Source organism: Nocardioides albidus (genome assembly GCF_006335005.1).
In the GTDB taxonomy this organism is placed as follows: domain Bacteria; phylum Actinomycetota; class Actinomycetes; order Propionibacteriales; family Nocardioidaceae; genus Nocardioides; species Nocardioides albidus.
Map to the genome: position 1 here is coordinate 264,417 of NZ_VDMP01000024.1, position 16,185 is coordinate 280,601.

General features: G+C 70.7%; 18 protein-coding genes. 12 read left to right on the plus strand and 6 right to left on the minus strand.

What is annotated here, in order from left to right; all coding sequences use genetic code 11:
* The 9 genes from FHP29_RS12215 to FHP29_RS12255 all read left to right on the plus strand — a co-directional run.
* The coding region (locus FHP29_RS12215; RefSeq protein WP_139623340.1) for a hypothetical protein at positions 1-411 on the plus strand (411 nt) is incomplete at its 5' end.
* Between the two features lie 168 nt (positions 412-579).
* A complete protein-coding gene (locus FHP29_RS12220) occupies positions 580-1,242 on the plus strand; it encodes a helix-turn-helix transcriptional regulator (protein WP_139623121.1) in 663 nt (220 codons plus the stop codon).
* Positions 1,239-2,657 carry a Fe-S cluster assembly protein SufB gene (gene sufB / locus FHP29_RS12225; RefSeq protein WP_139623122.1) on the plus strand — a complete coding sequence of 473 codons (1,419 nt, stop codon included), beginning with the start codon at positions 1,239-1,241 and terminating at the stop codon, positions 2,655-2,657. Before FHP29_RS12220 ends, sufB begins: the two co-directional genes overlap by 4 nt.
* Positions 2,657-3,820, plus strand: coding sequence for a Fe-S cluster assembly protein SufD (gene sufD, locus FHP29_RS12230; RefSeq protein ID WP_139623123.1), 1,164 nt, complete (start codon positions 2,657-2,659; stop codon positions 3,818-3,820). Before sufB ends, sufD begins: the two co-directional genes overlap by 1 nt.
* Positions 3,817-4,152 carry a non-heme iron oxygenase ferredoxin subunit gene (locus tag FHP29_RS12235; protein ID WP_139623124.1) on the plus strand — a complete coding sequence of 112 codons (336 nt, stop codon included), beginning with the start codon at positions 3,817-3,819 and terminating at the stop codon, positions 4,150-4,152. Before sufD ends, FHP29_RS12235 begins: the two co-directional genes overlap by 4 nt.
* Positions 4,149-4,907: a Fe-S cluster assembly ATPase SufC gene (gene sufC / locus FHP29_RS12240; protein ID WP_139623125.1), complete on the plus strand. Its 759-nt coding sequence runs from the start codon at positions 4,149-4,151 to the stop codon at positions 4,905-4,907. The genes FHP29_RS12235 and sufC overlap by 4 nt, the downstream gene beginning before the upstream one ends.
* Complete coding sequence (locus FHP29_RS12245) at positions 4,907-6,199, plus strand: cysteine desulfurase (RefSeq protein ID WP_139623126.1); 1,293 nt, start codon at positions 4,907-4,909, stop codon at positions 6,197-6,199. Before sufC ends, FHP29_RS12245 begins: the two co-directional genes overlap by 1 nt.
* A gap of 2 nt (positions 6,200-6,201) precedes the next feature.
* Positions 6,202-6,708: a Fe-S cluster assembly sulfur transfer protein SufU gene (gene sufU, locus FHP29_RS12250; RefSeq protein WP_139623127.1), complete on the plus strand. Its 507-nt coding sequence runs from the start codon at positions 6,202-6,204 to the stop codon at positions 6,706-6,708.
* Entirely contained in the window at positions 6,708-7,100 is a 393-nt protein-coding gene (locus tag FHP29_RS12255) for a metal-sulfur cluster assembly factor (protein WP_139623128.1), read from the plus strand. Before sufU ends, FHP29_RS12255 begins: the two co-directional genes overlap by 1 nt.
* 38 nt (positions 7,101-7,138) lie before the next feature.
* Here the strand turns inward: FHP29_RS12255 and FHP29_RS12260 are convergent, their stop codons facing one another.
* Together FHP29_RS12260 and FHP29_RS12265 are read right to left on the minus strand one after the other, a co-directional pair.
* Positions 7,139-7,639, minus strand: a complete 501-nt coding sequence (locus FHP29_RS12260) for a hypothetical protein (protein WP_139623129.1) — start codon at positions 7,637-7,639, stop codon at positions 7,139-7,141.
* 53 nt (positions 7,640-7,692) lie between these two features.
* On the minus strand, positions 7,693-8,208 hold the full coding sequence (locus FHP29_RS12265) for an SRPBCC family protein (protein ID WP_205014055.1): 516 nt from the start codon (positions 8,206-8,208) through the stop codon (positions 7,693-7,695).
* Positions 8,209-8,247: 39 nt separating this feature from the next.
* Between FHP29_RS12265 and FHP29_RS12270 the strand changes: the two genes are divergently transcribed.
* Positions 8,248-8,877, plus strand: a complete 630-nt coding sequence (locus tag FHP29_RS12270; protein ID WP_139623130.1) for an acVLRF1 family peptidyl-tRNA hydrolase — start codon at positions 8,248-8,250, stop codon at positions 8,875-8,877.
* Here FHP29_RS12270 and FHP29_RS12275 read toward each other — a convergent pair.
* The gene (locus FHP29_RS12275) at positions 8,861-9,316 is read right to left on the minus strand and encodes a GNAT family N-acetyltransferase (RefSeq protein WP_240044470.1); all 456 of its coding nucleotides are present in this window, start codon (positions 9,314-9,316) and stop codon (positions 8,861-8,863) included. The genes FHP29_RS12270 and FHP29_RS12275 overlap by 17 nt on opposite strands.
* Before the next feature lie 19 nt (positions 9,317-9,335).
* Here FHP29_RS12275 and FHP29_RS12280 point away from each other — a divergent pair, with 19 nt between their 5' ends.
* Complete coding sequence (locus FHP29_RS12280; RefSeq protein WP_139623132.1) at positions 9,336-10,241, plus strand: phosphotransferase family protein; 906 nt, start codon at positions 9,336-9,338, stop codon at positions 10,239-10,241.
* Position 10,242: 1 nt separating this feature from the next.
* Here the strand turns inward: FHP29_RS12280 and ypfJ are convergent, their stop codons facing one another.
* A complete protein-coding gene (gene ypfJ / locus FHP29_RS12285; RefSeq protein ID WP_139623343.1) occupies positions 10,243-11,211 on the minus strand; it encodes a KPN_02809 family neutral zinc metallopeptidase in 969 nt (322 codons plus the stop codon).
* Positions 11,212-11,284: 73 nt separating this feature from the next.
* Between ypfJ and FHP29_RS12290 the strand changes: the two genes are divergently transcribed.
* Entirely contained in the window at positions 11,285-12,883 is a 1,599-nt protein-coding gene (locus FHP29_RS12290) for an ABC-F family ATP-binding cassette domain-containing protein (protein ID WP_139623133.1), read from the plus strand.
* 14 nt (positions 12,884-12,897) lie between these two features.
* Here the strand turns inward: FHP29_RS12290 and FHP29_RS12295 are convergent, their stop codons facing one another.
* Together FHP29_RS12295 and FHP29_RS12300 are read right to left on the minus strand one after the other, a co-directional pair.
* Positions 12,898-15,456, minus strand: coding sequence for an ABC transporter permease (locus tag FHP29_RS12295; RefSeq protein ID WP_139623134.1), 2,559 nt, complete (start codon positions 15,454-15,456; stop codon positions 12,898-12,900).
* Positions 15,444-16,172 carry an ABC transporter ATP-binding protein gene (locus tag FHP29_RS12300; RefSeq protein WP_139623135.1) on the minus strand — a complete coding sequence of 243 codons (729 nt, stop codon included), beginning with the start codon at positions 16,170-16,172 and terminating at the stop codon, positions 15,444-15,446. Before FHP29_RS12300 ends, FHP29_RS12295 begins: the two co-directional genes overlap by 13 nt.
* Positions 16,173-16,185 lie beyond the last annotated feature (13 nt).

Here is a 16,185-nt window from a genome sequence, read left to right on the forward strand (position 1 = left end):
CGTCCCGGGCAGCCGAGCCAGGCCCTCGCCGAGGGATGGGGACGTGCCCTCGTCTTCGTCTACGGGCTCTTCGCCGTCGCCGCGACCGGCCGCTCGGCGGTCCAGCTCGGCCTGGAGCCGGAGAGGGCGCCGCTGGCCTACTCGTTGTCCTTGGTCGCCGCGGTGCTCTACCTGGTCGCCACCACCTGTCTCCTGCTCGGCGGCGCCACCGGCTGGCGGGTCGCCGGCATCGCGGTGACGATCGAGCTGCTCGGCGTGCTCTCGGTCGGCGCGCTCAGCTACCTCGCCACCGACCTGTTCCCCGACAGGACCGTCTGGTCGCACTTCGGTCAGGGCTACGGCTTCCTGCCCCTCGTGCTGCCCTTCGCGGGGCTGGCCTGGCTGCGGCACACGAGTCCGGAACGCGCGTAGGCCGCGGGGGCGTCGGACGTGGTGCGGTTCGGTCCCGAACCGCACCATTCCGCGCCGAATCGCTGCGGTGGGGGACCGAACCACGCGCCTTCTCGCGGCCGGACGCCGCAGTAAGGTGACCCTTGCTTGAACGCCGGCTCCCATTAACGGCACACTGATGTTGTGGAAATGGCGACCGAGACCGATCAGCCGACGCGTCAGCGCGTCGCGCGGTCGATCCTGGTCAACGGCCCGTCCACCGCGGCGGCGCTCGCGGAGCGGCTCGAGCTGACCCCGGCCGCCGTACGCCGGCACCTGGACCAGCTGCTGGCCGAGGGCCAGGTCGTCGCCCGGGACCCCCGTCCCGTGGGCTCGCGCGGGCGCGGCCGCCCGGCCAAGGTGTTCGCGCTGACCGAGCGGGGCCGTGACGCCTTCGACCAGCAGTACGACGACCTCGCCACCGAGGCGCTGCGCTTCCTGGCCGAGACCGGCGGCGACGAGGCGGTCCGTGCCTTCGCCGAGCGCCGGGCGTCGTTCATCGAGAAGCGGTTCCCCGCGGTGCAGCACGACCATCCCGAGGCGTCCCCCGCCCAGGTCCTGGCGATGGTGTTCTCCGACGAGGGGTACGCCGCCGCCGTCCGTCAGCTGCCGGTCGTGGGGGAGCAGCTGTGCCAGCAGCACTGCCCGGTCTCCCACGTCGCCCACGAGTTCCCCCAGCTGTGCGAGGCCGAGACCGAGGCCATCGGTCGGGTCCTCGGCACCCACGTCCAGCGCCTGGCCACCATCGCCCACGGCGACGGGGTGTGCACCACGTGCATCCCCTCAACAAAGAAGGAGCAGGTCACGTCATGACCTCGATCGAAGAGCTGAACCCCGAGCTCAAGGGGATCGGTCGCTACGAGTTCGGATGGTCCGACAAGAACGACGTCGGTGCCAACGCCAAGCGCGGCCTCAACGAGGACGTCGTGCGCGACATCTCCTCCAAGAAGAGCGAGCCGGACTGGATGCTCGACCTGCGTCTCAAGGGCCTCAAGCTCTTCGGCCGCAAGCCGATGCCCACGTGGGGCTCGGACCTGTCGGCGATCGACTTCGACAACATCAAGTACTTCGTGCGCTCGAGCGAGAAGCAGGCCGCGACCTGGGACGACCTCCCCGAGGACATCAAGAACACCTACGACAAGCTCGGCATCCCCGAGGCGGAGAAGCAGCGCCTGGTCTCCGGTGTCGCCGCGCAGTACGAGTCCGAGGTCGTCTACCACTCGATCCGCGAGGACCTCGAGGCCCAGGGCGTGCTCTTCCTGGACACCGACACCGCGCTCAAGGAGCAGCCGGAGCTCTTCAAGGAGTACTTCGGCACCGTCATCCCGGTCGGCGACAACAAGTTCGCCGCGCTCAACACGGCCGTGTGGTCGGGTGGCTCGTTCATCTACGTCCCGAAGGGTGTCCACGTCGACATCCCGCTGCAGGCCTACTTCCGGATCAACACCGAGAACATGGGCCAGTTCGAGCGGACGCTGATCATCGTCGACGAGGACGCCTACGTGCACTACGTCGAGGGCTGCACCGCGCCGATCTACTCCTCCGACTCGCTGCACTCCGCGGTCGTGGAGATCATCGTGAAGAAGGGCGGCCGCTGCCGCTACACGACCATCCAGAACTGGTCCAACAACGTCTACAACCTCGTCACCAAGCGCGCGGTCTGCGAGGCCGGCGCGACGATGGAGTGGGTCGACGGCAACATCGGCTCCAAGGTGACGATGAAGTACCCCGCCGTCTACCTCATGGGCGAGCATGCCAAGGGCGAGACCCTGTCGATCGCCTTCGCGGGCGAGGGGCAGCACCAGGACGCCGGCGCCAAGATGGTCCACGCCGCGCCGCACACCTCCAGCTCGATCCTGAGCAAGTCGGTCGCGCGCGGTGGCGGGCGGACGTCGTACCGCGGGCTGATCCAGGTCAACGAGGGCGCCTACGGCTCGAAGTCCAACGTGCTGTGCGACGCGCTGCTGGTCGACCAGATCAGCCGCTCCGACACCTACCCCTACGTCGACATCCGCGAGGACGACGTGTCGATGGGCCACGAGGCGTCCGTCTCGAAGGTTTCCGACGACCAGCTGTTCTACCTCATGTCTCGGGGCATGGAGCAGGACGAGGCGATGGCGATGATCGTGCGCGGCTTCGTCGAGCCGATCGCCAAGGAGCTCCCCATGGAGTACGCCCTCGAGCTCAACCGACTGATCGAACTGCAGATGGAAGGTGCCGTCGGCTGATGACCGCCGAAGTTCTTGAAGGTGCTCTCGAGAAGGTCGAGAGCCACCTCCACCCCGAAGGATCCTTCGACGTCGACGCCCACGAGGTGCCGACCGGTCGAGAGGAGATCTGGCGGTTCACGCCGCTCAAGCGGCTGCGCGGCATCCATGCCGACGCGCCGCTCGCGGGCACGTCGTTCACGGCGTCCTTCGACGCCCCCGCGAGCGTTCGCGCCGACCGACTCGAGGACGGGTCGCTCAAGGGCGTGTCCGGACTGGTGCCGTGGGACCGGATCTCGGCCCGCGCGCTGGCCGAGGCGAAGTCGAGCCTCGCCGTCACGATCCCGGCCGAGGCCGTGCTCGAGCGCCCGGTCTTCGTGACCATCAGGGGCACCGGCACCGACGAGGCGACCGCCGCGCACCTGGTGATCCGCGCCGAGAAGTTCAGCAAGGCCACCGTCGTGCTCCGCTTCGAGGGCTCGATGACGCTCGCCGACAACGTCGAGATCGTGGTCGAGGACGGCGCCCAACTGGCGGTCGTGTCGATCGACGACTGGGCCGACGACGCCGTCCACGTCGGCCACCGCCACGTCCGGGTGGGTCGCGACGCGCAGTTCAAGCACGTCGACATCACCTTCGGCGGCGACGTGGTCCGCCACGACACCACCGCCGACTACTCCGGTCCGGGTGGCGCGGTCGAGATGCTCGGCCTCTACTTCGCCGACGCCGGCCAGCACATCGAGCACCGGCTCTTCGGCGACCACACCGCCCCCAAGACCAAGTCACACGTGGTCTACAAGGGCGCGCTGCAGGGCGAGAAGGCGCACACCGTGTGGATCGGCAACGTGCTGATCCGCAAGGTCGCCGAGGGCATCGAGACCTACGAGGAGAACCGCAACCTCGTCCTCACCGACGGCTGCCAGGCCGACTCGGTCCCCAACCTGGAGATCGAGACCGGTGAGATCGAGGGCGCCGGCCACGCGTCCGCGACCGCTCGGTTCGACGACGAGCAGCTGTTCTACCTGCGCTCGCGCGGCATCTCCGAGAAGGAGGCCCAGCGCCTGGTCGTGCACGGCTTCTTCAACGACCTGATCCGTCAGATCGGCGTCCCGGAGCTCGAGGAGAGCCTCGCCGCGACCGTGGAGGCGGAGCTCGCGAAGAACGTCCTCGAGGGCGCGCAGTGACGTTCGAGCGCGTGGCGTCGCTGGCCGACGTACCCGAGGGCGAGGCGCTCGGCGTCACCGTCGACCGGTACGACGTCGCCATCGCCCGCGACGGCGACGAGGTCTTCGCGCTGCAGGACCTCTGCTCGCACGCCGCGGTGCAGCTGAGCGAGGGCGAGGTGGACGGCGGCACGATCGAGTGCTGGCTCCACGGCTCCTGCTTCGACCTGCGCACCGGCAAGCCCACGAACTTCCCGGCGACCGAGCCTGTCGCCACCTTCCCTGTCGAAGTCCGCGACGGCGACGTGTACGTCGACGTGGCGACCACCCTGAACGGAGTCAACCCCACATGAGCACCCTGGAGATCAAGGACCTGCAGGTCCAGGTCAACACCGAGGACGGTCCCAAGGAGATCCTCAAGGGCGTCACGCTGACGATCAACGACGGCGAGACCCACGCGATCATGGGCCCCAACGGCTCGGGCAAGTCGACCCTGGCGTACTCCATCGCCGGGCACCCCCGCTACGAGGTCACCGGCGGCTCGGTGACCCTCGACGGCGAGGACGTCCTGGCCATGTCGGTCGACGAGCGCGCCCGCGCCGGCCTGTTCCTGGCGATGCAGTATCCCGTCGAGGTCCCGGGCGTCTCGGTCGCCAACTTCCTGCGCACCGCGAAGACCGCCATCGACGGCGAGGCGCCGAAGCTGCGCACCTGGGTCAAGGACGTCAACGCCGTCCTCGAGCGGATGAACCTCGACCCGACGTTCTCGCAGCGCTCGGTCAACGAGGGCTTCTCCGGTGGCGAGAAGAAGCGCCACGAGATCGCCCAGCTCGACCTGCTCGACCCGAAGGTCGCGATCCTCGACGAGACCGACTCCGGTCTCGACATCGACGCGCTCAAGGTCGTCTCCGAGGGCGTCAACCGGTTCCGGGAGCGCGACGGCAAGGGCGTCCTGCTGATCACGCACTACACGCGCATCCTGCGCTACATCAAGCCTGACCACGTCCACGTCTTCGTGGCCGGCCGGGTCGCCGAGTCCGGCGGCGCCGAGCTGGCCGAGGAGCTGGAGGCGAACGGCTACGAGCGCTTCCTGACCGCGGCGGTCTGATGGTCTCGCCAGGCTCGACCGGCGCGCTCGAGGGGCTGCTCCCCGAGCTGGCGGTGATCCGCAAGGACTTCCCGATCCTCGAGCGCACGCTCGCGGGCGGGATGCCGCTGGTCTACCTCGACAGCGCGAACACCTCGCAGAAGCCGCAGGTCGTCATCGACACGATGGTCGACCATCTCGAGCGCCACAACGCCAACATCGCCCGCGCCATGCACCAGCTCGGCGCGGAGTCGACGGAGGCGTTCGAGGCCGCGCGGGACAAGGTCGCCGCGTTCATCGGCGCGCCGGAGCGCGACGAGGTGATCTTCACCAAGAACGCCTCCGAGGCGCTCAACCTGGTCGCCAACACCTTGGCGTGGAAGGGCGAGCACCAGGTCGGCGAGGGCGACGAGGTCGTCATCACCGAGCTGGAGCACCACTCCAACATCGTGCCGTGGCAGCTGCTCACCCAGCGCACCGGCTCGACGCTGCGGTGGTTCGGCCTCACCGACGAGGGCCGGCTCGACCTGTCCGACATCGACGAGCTGATCAACGAGCGCACCAAGGTCGTCTCCGTGGCCTGGGTGTCCAACATGCTCGGCACGGTCAACCCGATCGCGCAGATCGCGCGGCGGGCGCACGAGGTCGGTGCGATCGTCGTCGTGGACGCCGCGCAGGCGGCGCCCCAGCTCCCGATCGACCTCGCCGCGATGCCGGCCGAGGAGCGCCCCGACCTGCTCGCCTTCACGGGCCACAAGGTCGTCGGACCGACCGGCATCGGCGTGCTCTGGGGTGCGCGGGCCGTGCTCGACGCGCTGCCGCCGTTCCTCGGTGGCGGCGAGATGATCGAGACCGTCCGCATGGAGGGCTCGACGTACGCCGGCATCCCGCACAAGTTCGAGGCAGGCACCCCGCCCATCGTCGAGGCGATCGGTCTCGGCGCGGCCGTGGAGTACCTCGGCCACATCGGACTCGACGCGATCCACGCCCATGAGCTGGCGATCACCGGCTATGCCCTCGAGGGTCTGCAGACGGTCAAGGGCCTCACCGTGCTCGGCCCCCTCGCCGCGGCCGACCGCGGAGGCGCGATCTCCTTCGAGCTCGAGGGCGTGCACCCGCACGACATCGCCCAGGTGCTCGACAGCCGCGGCATCGCCGTCCGCGCCGGCCACCACTGCGCCAAGCCCGCGCACGCCCGCTTCGGCGTGCAGAGCTCGACGCGGATGTCGTCGTACCTCTACACCGAGCCGCGGGAGATCGACGCCCTCGTCGAGGCGCTGGAATACACGCGCTCCTATTTCAAGTTGGACTGAGGATGACCGCACAGGATCTGGATGCCCTCTATCAGGAGATCATCCTCGACCACTACAAGAACCCGCACGGCAAGGGCCTGCGGGGCGACGGCGCGTCGGCCGACACCGCCGAGGTGCACCACGTGAACCCGACCTGCGGCGACGAGGTGACCCTGCGGGTCCACCTCAGCGACGGCGCCGACGGCCGCGTCGTCGACGACGTGTCGTACGACGCGCTCGGCTGCTCGATCTCGCAGGCCTCCGCGTCCGTGCTGCACGACCTCGTGGTCGGCAAGAGCGTGGACGAGGCGATGGCGATCCACCAGGAGTTCCTCACCCTCATGCAGGGCAAGGGCACGGTGGAGCCCGACGAGGACGTGCTCGAGGACGGCATCGCGTTCGCCGGCGTGGCGAAGTTCCCCGCCCGGGTGAAGTGCGCGCTGCTGTCGTGGATGGCGTGGAAGGACGCGACGGCCCGTGTCATCGGCACCGGCGGCGTCGCAGGCAAGGCCGGAGAGGGAGACAACTGATGAGCGAGACCATCGACAACAGCGACCTGCCCGAGGTCCCCGAGGCCGGCGGCCTGACGGGGGAGTCGTCCAACGCGTCGAGCAACGTGGCGCTGGCGGACATCGAGGAGGCGATGAAGGACGTCGTCGACCCCGAGCTCGGCATCAACGTCGTCGACCTCGGCCTGGTCTACGGCATCCACGTCGACGAGGGCACCAACGTGGTCCTCGACATGACGCTGACCTCCGCGGCCTGCCCGCTGACCGACGTCATCACCGACCAGACCAACTCCGCGCTCGAGGGCCTGGTCAACGACGTCGCGATCAACTGGGTCTGGATGCCCCCGTGGGGCCCCGACAAGATCACCCCCGACGGTCGCGAGCAGCTGCGCGCCCTCGGCTTCAACGTCTGACCGGAGCGCGGCCGGCCGAGCCCGAGTGGTGGGTCGACTCAGGAGCAGCGTCCGGTCCCGTAGCGCCAGGTGATCGCCGCGACGACGCGACCCTCGGCTCCCCGCCCGACCAGGGTGACCCGGTAGGTGCCGGGGTGGGGTGGCCGCGGGAGGCGGAAGACGCCCTCGCGGAGCGTCCGCATCGTTCGGGTCGCCCGGCATGCCCGGCTGGAGGTGCCGGTGCTCTCGTAGCGTGCCTTCCAGCGCCAGCCGGGTCGGTCGAACCGGAGCCGGAGAGCACCGCGGTGCGTGATCGAGGGCACCGCACGGCCGGTACGGCGCACGCAGGTGGCGGCGCTGATCGAGCCCTCGGCGCTGACGACGGGAGGATAGGTCCGGCAGTACAGGCGCACGGCGGCGGTGATCTCGGAGCCGCCGACGGCGCTGACGGTGACGCTCGGACGCTGCCCGCCCGCGGAGGCGCCGACGGCACCCGGCGTGACGGCCAGCGCCGCCAGGGCGGCGACCAGGACGAGCACGGTGCGGGGGAGCGGGAGCATGATCCGACGCTAGGGTCCGCCGCTCGCCGGCGTGGTCGAATCGCTGAGGAATTTTACGAAACGGTCGCGAACCGCTCGTCGGTGTAGCGGCGCAGGCGCCTCAGGAACCACCGGAAGGACAGGTTCGAGACGAGGCCGCTCAGGGGCATGAGGTGCTTCCCGGGCCCGTTGACCTCGAGCGCCAGGGTCCAGGTGAGCCGGCAGCCCTGCGCCTTCGGCTCCACGTCGTACCGCTCGGCGAAGGCGCGGATCGACCGCTCCGAGGCCTCGTTGAACCGGAAGCCCATCCGCCGGCCGGGCTCCCAGAGCAGGAACTCCTCGGCGCCCTTCAGGCCGCCCAGCATGGAGACCACCCGGGTGCTGCCGACGCCCGGCGGGAGCGGCGAGGTCCATTCGACGTGCCGGATCACCGTGGCCCAGCGCGGCCACGCCTCGGCGTCGGCGAAGACCTGGAACAGCTGCTCCGGCGTGATCGCGAGGTCCACGCTGTTGGTGAACCGGTGAGGCGCGCTGTCGACGTAATCGATCCCGACCCGCTCGCAGGGGTGCATCAGGGTCGCCTTGGCCATGGGGAGAGTAGAACACGTTCTCGCCGGTACTGTCGCGCTGTGCCCGAGGTCCTCGTCCCGCCCGCCCGCTGGCCGCGGTGGCTGCAGAACTTCGCCGCCTCACACGGCGGCACGGTCGTGGCCGTCGTGGACGGCGGGGTCCGCGGGGTGGCCCAGGACGGGTCCACCTTCACCGCCCGCCTGCCGTTCTCCCGTCCGTACGACGGTCAGCCGGACGAGCTGGCCGATCACGTCGTGGTGCCGAGCGCATGGGGCGTGCTGCTGGTGCGCAAGGGCGGCTTCGCGATCGCGCGGGTCGAGGCCGGCGCCGTCGTCGCGAGCAAGGTCGGCCAACGGCACGTTCAGGGCCGGACCAAGGCCGGCGGGCAGTCCCAGCAGCGCTTCGCGCGCCGGCGCGCCAACCAGGCGCGGATCGCCTACGAGGCGGCCGCCGACCACGCCGCGACCATCCTCGCCGGCGTCGAGGTCGTGGTCACCGGTGGGGACCGGAGCGCGGTGGACGAGGTGCTGGCCGACCCTCGGCTGCGGTCGGTCGGCGTGGTCGGGCCCTGGCTCGCCGTACCGGACCCGAAGCGGGTGGTTCTCGAGCAGGCCCTGCGCGACGCCCAGGCGCTCGTGGTGAGCGTCCACAACGCGGGGGACGGCGAGGCGATCAGAGCGCGAGGGTGAGGAAGACGCTGTTCGGGTCGAGGGCGTAGCCCTCGAACGGCGCGCACTCGGTGAAGCCGCGTGTGACGTAGAGGGCCCGGGCCGGGGCGAAGTAGTCCTCGGTGCCGGTCTCGAGACTGATCCGGGCGTGACCGCGCGAGCGGGCCTCGGCCAGCACGTGGTCGAGCAGCGCCGCCGCGACGCCGCGGCGGCGGGCAGCGGTCGCGGTCCGCATCGACTTCAGCTCGGCGTGCTCGTCTGAGAGCCGCTTGAGCGCGACGCAGCCGAGCAGGACGTCGTCCTCCCGCGCTGTCCAGAGGCTGATCGACGGGGCCGCCAGGGCGTCGGGATCCAGTGCGTGCACGCTTTCCGCCGGCGAGGTCGCGTACATGTCGGTCAGGTGCTCCTCGAGCAGCCCCAGGACGTCGGGCCGGCGAGGGTCATCGAGATGGATCTCCACATCGGCTAGTTTGCCGATCATGTGGCAGCCCGAGCCCGACTGGGTGGCGCTCCCCGGAGGGTCCGGTACCTCGACCGTGGGCGTGTGGCGCACTGCGCTCGGCGGGCGGCCCGTGGTGGTGAAGCGACTCGGCGCGCCGGCACCCGGCGACCCTCCCGCGCTCTCCGACCGGAGCCACGCCGGCTACTGGCGGCGCGAGGCCGACGTCCTGCTGACGGGGGTGACGACGACCACGCCCGGCCTGCGCAGCGCGAGCGCCTCGGTCGAGGAGGACGACGAGGGCGTCACCATCGTGCGGGACTGGGTCGAGGACGCCGCGTCGAGCGGACTGTTCCTGGCGCTCTCCCTCGGCCGGTTCGCCGGTGCGGAGATCGGGCGTCCCACCTTCCTGGCCACCTCGCTGCTCGCCGACCGGGTCGCCCGGGTCGCCCGGAGGGGCGGGTGGGCCACCCTCGCGCGCACCACCGTGGCCGACGTCGCCGAGCACCTGTGGAACCACCGGCAGCGGATGCTCGGCCTCCTCGACGGCCTGCCGCAGGTCCCGCAGCACGGCGATCCGACCCCGCACAACGTGCCCGGACGCGAGGACGACGACGCGATCGCCATCGACTGGGGGACCCTCGGCGTGGGACCGGTCGGCGGGGACCTGGGCTACCTCTCGCTGTCCACGCGCGAGGAGTTCGAGCCGCTGCTCGACGCCTACGTGCTCGGACTTCCCGACGGCCTCGCCGACCGCGACAGCGTCGTCCTCGGCGCGCAGATCGTGGCGGTCTACACCGCGCTCAACCGGGCGGAGTGGGCGCTCGCCCGGGTCGCCGGCGGAGAGGGCGCCCTGGCCGGCAAGTACCGCCATCCCGCGGTGGCGCCGCACCTGCGCGCGCTGCAGCGGACCTTCGGGCACATGGAGTCCCTGCTCCAGCTCTAGCTCAGACCTTCGCGGCCGCGAACGTGTCGCAGGCGTCGAGGCTGCCCTCCGTGAAGCCGACCATGAACCACTTCTTGCGCTGCTCGGACGACCCGTGCGTCCAGGCCTCCTGGTCGACCCGACCGCCGCTGCGCTTCTGGATGTAGTCGTCGCCGACGGACTTGGCCGCCTCGATCGCCTGGTTGATGTCGTCCTGGGTGAGGTCGAGGATCAGCTTCTCGCCCGATGCGTCCTCCGTGGTCGTGGCGTGCTTGGCCCACATCCCTGCGTAGCAGTCGGCCTGGAGTTCGAGGCGCACCCCGTCGCTCTGCGGCCCGGTCTGCTGGCTGCGCACCTTGCCCATGTAGCCCAGCAGGTTGGAGATGTGGTGGCCGTACTCGTGCGCGAGCACGTAGAACTCCACGAAGCTGCCGTCGGGTCCGCCGAGCTGTTGTTCGAGGACGTCGTCGAAGAAGGTGGTGTCGAGGTAGATCGCCTCGTCGGCGGGGCAGTAGAACGGCCCGACCGCCGAGGAGGCTGCGCCGCAGGCGGTGTCCACTGAGCCGGTGAAGGTGACCATCGCCTGCTCGGGGCGGAACTTGCCGCCGAGCTCGGACTGCCAGTAGTCGGTCAGCGAGTTCTCGATCGCCACCCGCGCGCAGTCCTGGCTGTTGTTGGCGTCCTCGCCCGTCCGGCAGTTCGCGTAGCGGTCGGTGCCTTCCTGCTGGTCGGAGAGGCGCGACGGCGAGTAGACGCTGCCGAGCCCGCCCGTCCCGCCGCCGCCCGAGCCGAGGCCGAGGTCGATGCCGGCGCAGCGGGCGATGACGAACAGCACGATCAGCAGGATGATGCCGCCCATGCCGCCGCGTCCGGTGGGGATCGGGATGCGCATGCCGCCACCGCCGAGGCCGCCGCCCATGCCGCCGCCTCCCCCCGAGCCGGCATCGCGGACCCGGGACCGGTCGAGGCGGGCCTTCGGATTGAATCGCACCACGTCACTCACCCTAGGGCACGGCTCCGTCGTTTAGGGGGTGCCGAACTGCCGTGGGAGACTGAGCCACGTCATGATCACGGTGCACCAGCTCGAGGTACGCGTCGGTGCGCGACTCCTCATGGAGAACGTCAGCTTCCGCGTCGGCCCCGGCGACAAGGTCGGCCTCGTCGGCCGCAACGGCGCCGGCAAGACCACCCTCACGAAGGTCCTCGCGGGCGATGTCCTCCCCGCCGGCGGCTCGGTCACCAACAGCGGCGAGCTCGGCTACCTTCCGCAGGACCCGCGGGTGGGCGACCCCGAGGTGATCGTGCGCGACCGGATCCTGTCCGCGCGCGGACTCGACGACGCCGTACGACGGATGCGGGCCGCCGAGGTCGCGATGGGCTCCGACGACCCGAACGAGCGGGACAAGGCGTTCCGCAAGTTCCAGCGCGCGCAGGACGAGCTCGACGCCGGAGGCGGGTACACCGCCGAGTCCGAGGCACTCCAGATCGCGCAGAGCCTCGGCATCCCGGACCGGCTCATGGACCAGCCCCTCGGCACGCTCTCCGGCGGACAGCGGCGTCGTGTGGAGCTGGCGCGCATCCTGTTCTCCAGCGCCGAGGTGCTCGTGCTCGACGAGCCGACCAACCACCTCGACGCCGACTCGATCACCTGGCTGCGCGATTGGATGAAGTCCTACAAGGGCGGCTTCATCGTGATCAGCCACGACAACGCGCTGCTCGAGGAGACCGTCAACAAGGTCTTCCACCTCGACGCCAACCGCTCCGTGATCGACGTCTACAACATGGGCTGGCGCAACTACCTGACCCAGCGCGAGACGGACGAGGCCCGCCGCAAGCGCGAGCTGATGAACGCCCAGAACAAGGCGAAGACGCTCACCGACCAGGCCAACAAGATGCGCGCCAAGGCCACGAAGGCCAGCGCCGCGCAGCAGATGCTGAAGCGTGCCGAGAAGCTCCTCGACGGGGTCGAGGGGGAGCGGCAGTCCGACAAGGTCGCCGCGATCAAGTTCCCCACCCCGGCGGCCTGCGGCAAGACCCCGCTCACCGCGCACGACCTGTCGAAGTCGTACGGCGCGCTCGAGATCTTCACCGCCGTCGACCTGGCCATCGACAAGGGCTCGCGCGTGGTCATCCTGGGCCTCAACGGCGCCGGCAAGACCACGATGCTGCGCATCCTGGCGGGCGTGGACAAGCCCGACACGGGCGAGGTGGTCGCCGGCCACGGGCTCAAGGTGGGCTACTACGCCCAGGAGCACGAGACCCTCGACGTCGGCCGGTCGGTCCTCGAGAACATGCAGTCGGCCGCGCCGAACCTGACCGACACCGAGGCCCGGTCCGTCCTCGGCTCGTTCCTGTTCTCCGGCGACGACGTCCACAAGCCCGCCGGCGTCCTCTCCGGCGGCGAGAAGACCCGCCTCGCGCTGGCCTCCCTGGTCGTGTCGGCCGCCAACGTGCTGCTCCTCGACGAGCCCACCAACAACCTCGACCCGGCCTCCCGCGAGGAGGTGCTCAACGCGATCCGTCGCTACGAGGGCGCCATCGTGCTGGTCACCCACGACGAGGGCGCCGTCCACGCGCTCGAGCCGGACCGGGTGCTCATCCTCCCCGACGGCGTCGAGGACCTGTGGAGCCCGGACTACGCGGACCTGGTCGCACTGGCCTGATCTGCCTACGCGCGCTACTCCGTCGCGATCGCGTCCAGCACGTTCAGCCGGCTCGCTCGCACAGCGGGGATGACGGCGGCCAGGACGCCAACCACGATCGCGACGACGAGGAACACGACCAGCTGGCCGGTCGGGACGCCCAGGCTGCTCAGGTCGTCGGAGAGGGAGCGCTGCAGCAGCACGCCGATCAGGACGCCGAGGACCATGCCGAGGACCGCGCCGAGAACGGCGATCGCGACCGACTCGAGGGTGACCATGCGACGCACCTTGGCGCGGCTCATGCCCACGGCGCGCAGCAGACCGATCTCGCGGGTCCGCTCGATCACGCTCAGGCCGAGGGTGTTCACGATGCCGATGACCGCGATCACGATGGCGAGGGTCAGCAGTCCGTAGATGATGTAGAGCAGCTGGTTGACCTGGCCGCGGATCTCCTCGGCGAAGCCCTCCTTGTCGTAGACGCCGACGATGGGGGCCGACGCGGCCGCGGCGTCGACGGCGTCGCGGACCTGGCCGGGGTCGGCCGACGGGTCGATGAGCACGCTCAGGGTGGTGTCCTGGCGCAGCACTCCGGCGGCCACGAGCTGGTCGAGCGGGATGCTGACCTCGGAGGTCGTCTCCGTGGGCTCGACGATGCCGACCACCGTCAAGTGCAGCGTCGTACCGCCCTGGAAGGCCAGGTCGAGCCGATCGCCGGCCTTCACGCCGAGCTCGCGGGCGAGATCGCGGAAGAGGACGGCCTGGGCGCCGGTCGGCGTGGCGACGCCGGAGACCACGTCGGCGTCGTAGATCCGCGCGTAGGCGTCGTCGTTGCCGGCGACGCTGACGGTCTCGTCCGCCGCCGGCCCGGACGCCACATGAGCGACGGTCCACTGCTGGCGGCTGACGACGTCGACCCCGGGCACGCCCGCGACCTCGTCGCCGATCTCGGTCGAGAAGGGCAGGAAGTTGGAGTTCTGCACGAGGAGATCCGCGGTGAACTGCTCGTCCACGACGTCGTCGACCGACGCGTTCAGGGAGGCGGCGAGGACCCCGATGGTGGAGACGAGCGCCAGCCCGATCATCAGGGCCGACGCCGTGGCGCCGGTACGCCGCGGGTCCCGCAGCGCGTTCTCCCCGGCGAGGCGACCGGTGGTGCCGAACAGCACGCCGAAGACCCGTCGGGAGAGCGCCAGCACCGGTCTGCCGACCACGGGGCTGATCGCCGCGACCGTGAGGATCCAGATGACCGACCCGACGCCGATCCACGCCGCGTCCGAGCCCGGGGCGCCGGCGACGCCGACCGCGGCGAGACCCGCGCCGATGACGAGGAGCACCGCGCCGACGAGGGTACGGCGGCGCAGCGACCCGCGCTCCGGCACGACGTCCGCCCGCATCGCCGCCACCGGGGCCACCCTCGCGCCGCGACGGGCGGGCAGATAGGCGGCCGCCATCGTGACGCCGACCCCCACGACATAGCTCGTGACGACGGCTCGTGAGGTGAGGTCGAGCGCGTCGCTCGCGATGTCGAGCCCGACCGAGCGGAACATCGCCGCCAGGCCCCGGGCGAGGACCAGCCCCAGCCCGATCCCGAGTGTCGTGGCGGCGAGGGCCAGCACGAGCGCCTCCAGCAGGACCGACCGCGTCACCTGGCCGCGCCCGGCGCCGAGCGCCCGCAGGAGCGCGAGCTCACGGGTGCGCTGGGCCACGAGGATGGAGAAGGTGTTGACGATGATGAACCCGCCGACGATGACCGCGATGATCGCGAACACGAGCAGGAAGGTGCTGATCACGCCGAGGAAGGAGCCCACGGCGTCCTGGGACTCCTCGGCCACCTGGTCACCGGTGACCGCCTCGAACCCGTCCGGCAGCACCGCGTCGGCGGCGTCGGCCAACTGCTGCTGCGACACCCCGTCGGCCGCGGTCAGGCTGATCTGGTTGTAGACGTCCAGGCCTCCGAGGAAGAGCTCCTGGGCCTCGGCCGTCGTGAAGACCAGCAGGGTCGCGCCCGCCGTACCGCCACCGTTGAACTCGGCGGTGCCGACCAGCTCGGCGGTCCGCTCGAGCGTGCCGAACGGCGCGAGCAGCCTGACCTCGTCGCCGACCCGGTAGTCGCCGGCCTTCGCGGCGCCCTCGTCGAGGACGATCTCGCCGGGACCGGCCGGCCAGCGACCGGAGGTGAGCAGCAGCGCCCTCTCGCCGTCCATGTTGGGGCCGTCGGTGTGGTTGAACGCGAGCGTCGGGGCGCCGGTGCCGCCCACGAGGGTGCCGTCGCTGGCGAGCAGGCTCATGCCGAACCCGGCGACGTCGCCGTCGGCTCGCGCGACCTGGGGCAGAGCCTTCAGCTCGGCCACGTCGTCGGGGGTCAGCGCCCGGCTGGTCTGGCCGGAGACGCCGCCGTCGAACGCCTCGGTGTTCGCGGCGCGGACGACGCCGTCGGGCGTCGAGCCGTGGATGATCCCGTCGAAGGTCGCGGACAGACCATGACTGAACACCAGGACGCCGGACAGGAACGCGACGCCCAGGATCACCGACAGCCCGCTCATCGCGAGCCGGACCTTGCGGGCGAGCAGGTTGCGCAGGGTCAGGCGAAGCATGTCATCCGCTCCAGGATGAGCTCACGGGTCGGCTCGCGGATCTCGTCGACCACCCGGCCGTCGGCGAGGAACACCACGCGATCGCAGTACGACGCCGCGACGGCGTCGTGCGTCACCATCACGATGGTCTGGTCGAACTCGTCGACGCTGCGCCGCAGGAAGCCGAGCACCTCCGCTCCGGAGGTGCTGTCGAGGTTGCCGGTGGGCTCGTCGGCGAACACGATCGACGGCTTGGCGACCAGCGCCCGCGCGCAGGCCACCCGCTGCTGTTGGCCTCCCGACATCTGCGACGGCCGGTGCCCGAGGCGGTCGCGCAGCCCGATCGTGTCGACCACCGTGTCGAACCACGCCTGATCGGGCTTGCGGCCGGCGAGGCTCAGCGGCAGCAGGATGTTCTCGCGCGCGCTCAGCGTGGGCACGAGGTTGAACGCCTGGAACACGAACCCGACCTGCTCGCGCCGCAGCGCCGTGAGCGCCTTGTCGCGCAGTCGCGACAAGGTGACGTCGCCGATGCGTACCTCGCCGGAGGTCGGAGTGTCGAGGGCCGCGAGACAGTGCATGAGGGTGGACTTGCCCGACCCCGACGGGCCCATGATCGCGGTGAACTCGCGTGCCCCGATGTCGAGGGACACCCCGTCGAGCGCCCGCACCTCGGAGTCGCCGGTCCCGTAGCGCTTGTGGAGGTCGATCGCCCGTGCCGCGACTGGGGTCGTCATGGCCCCACCCTGA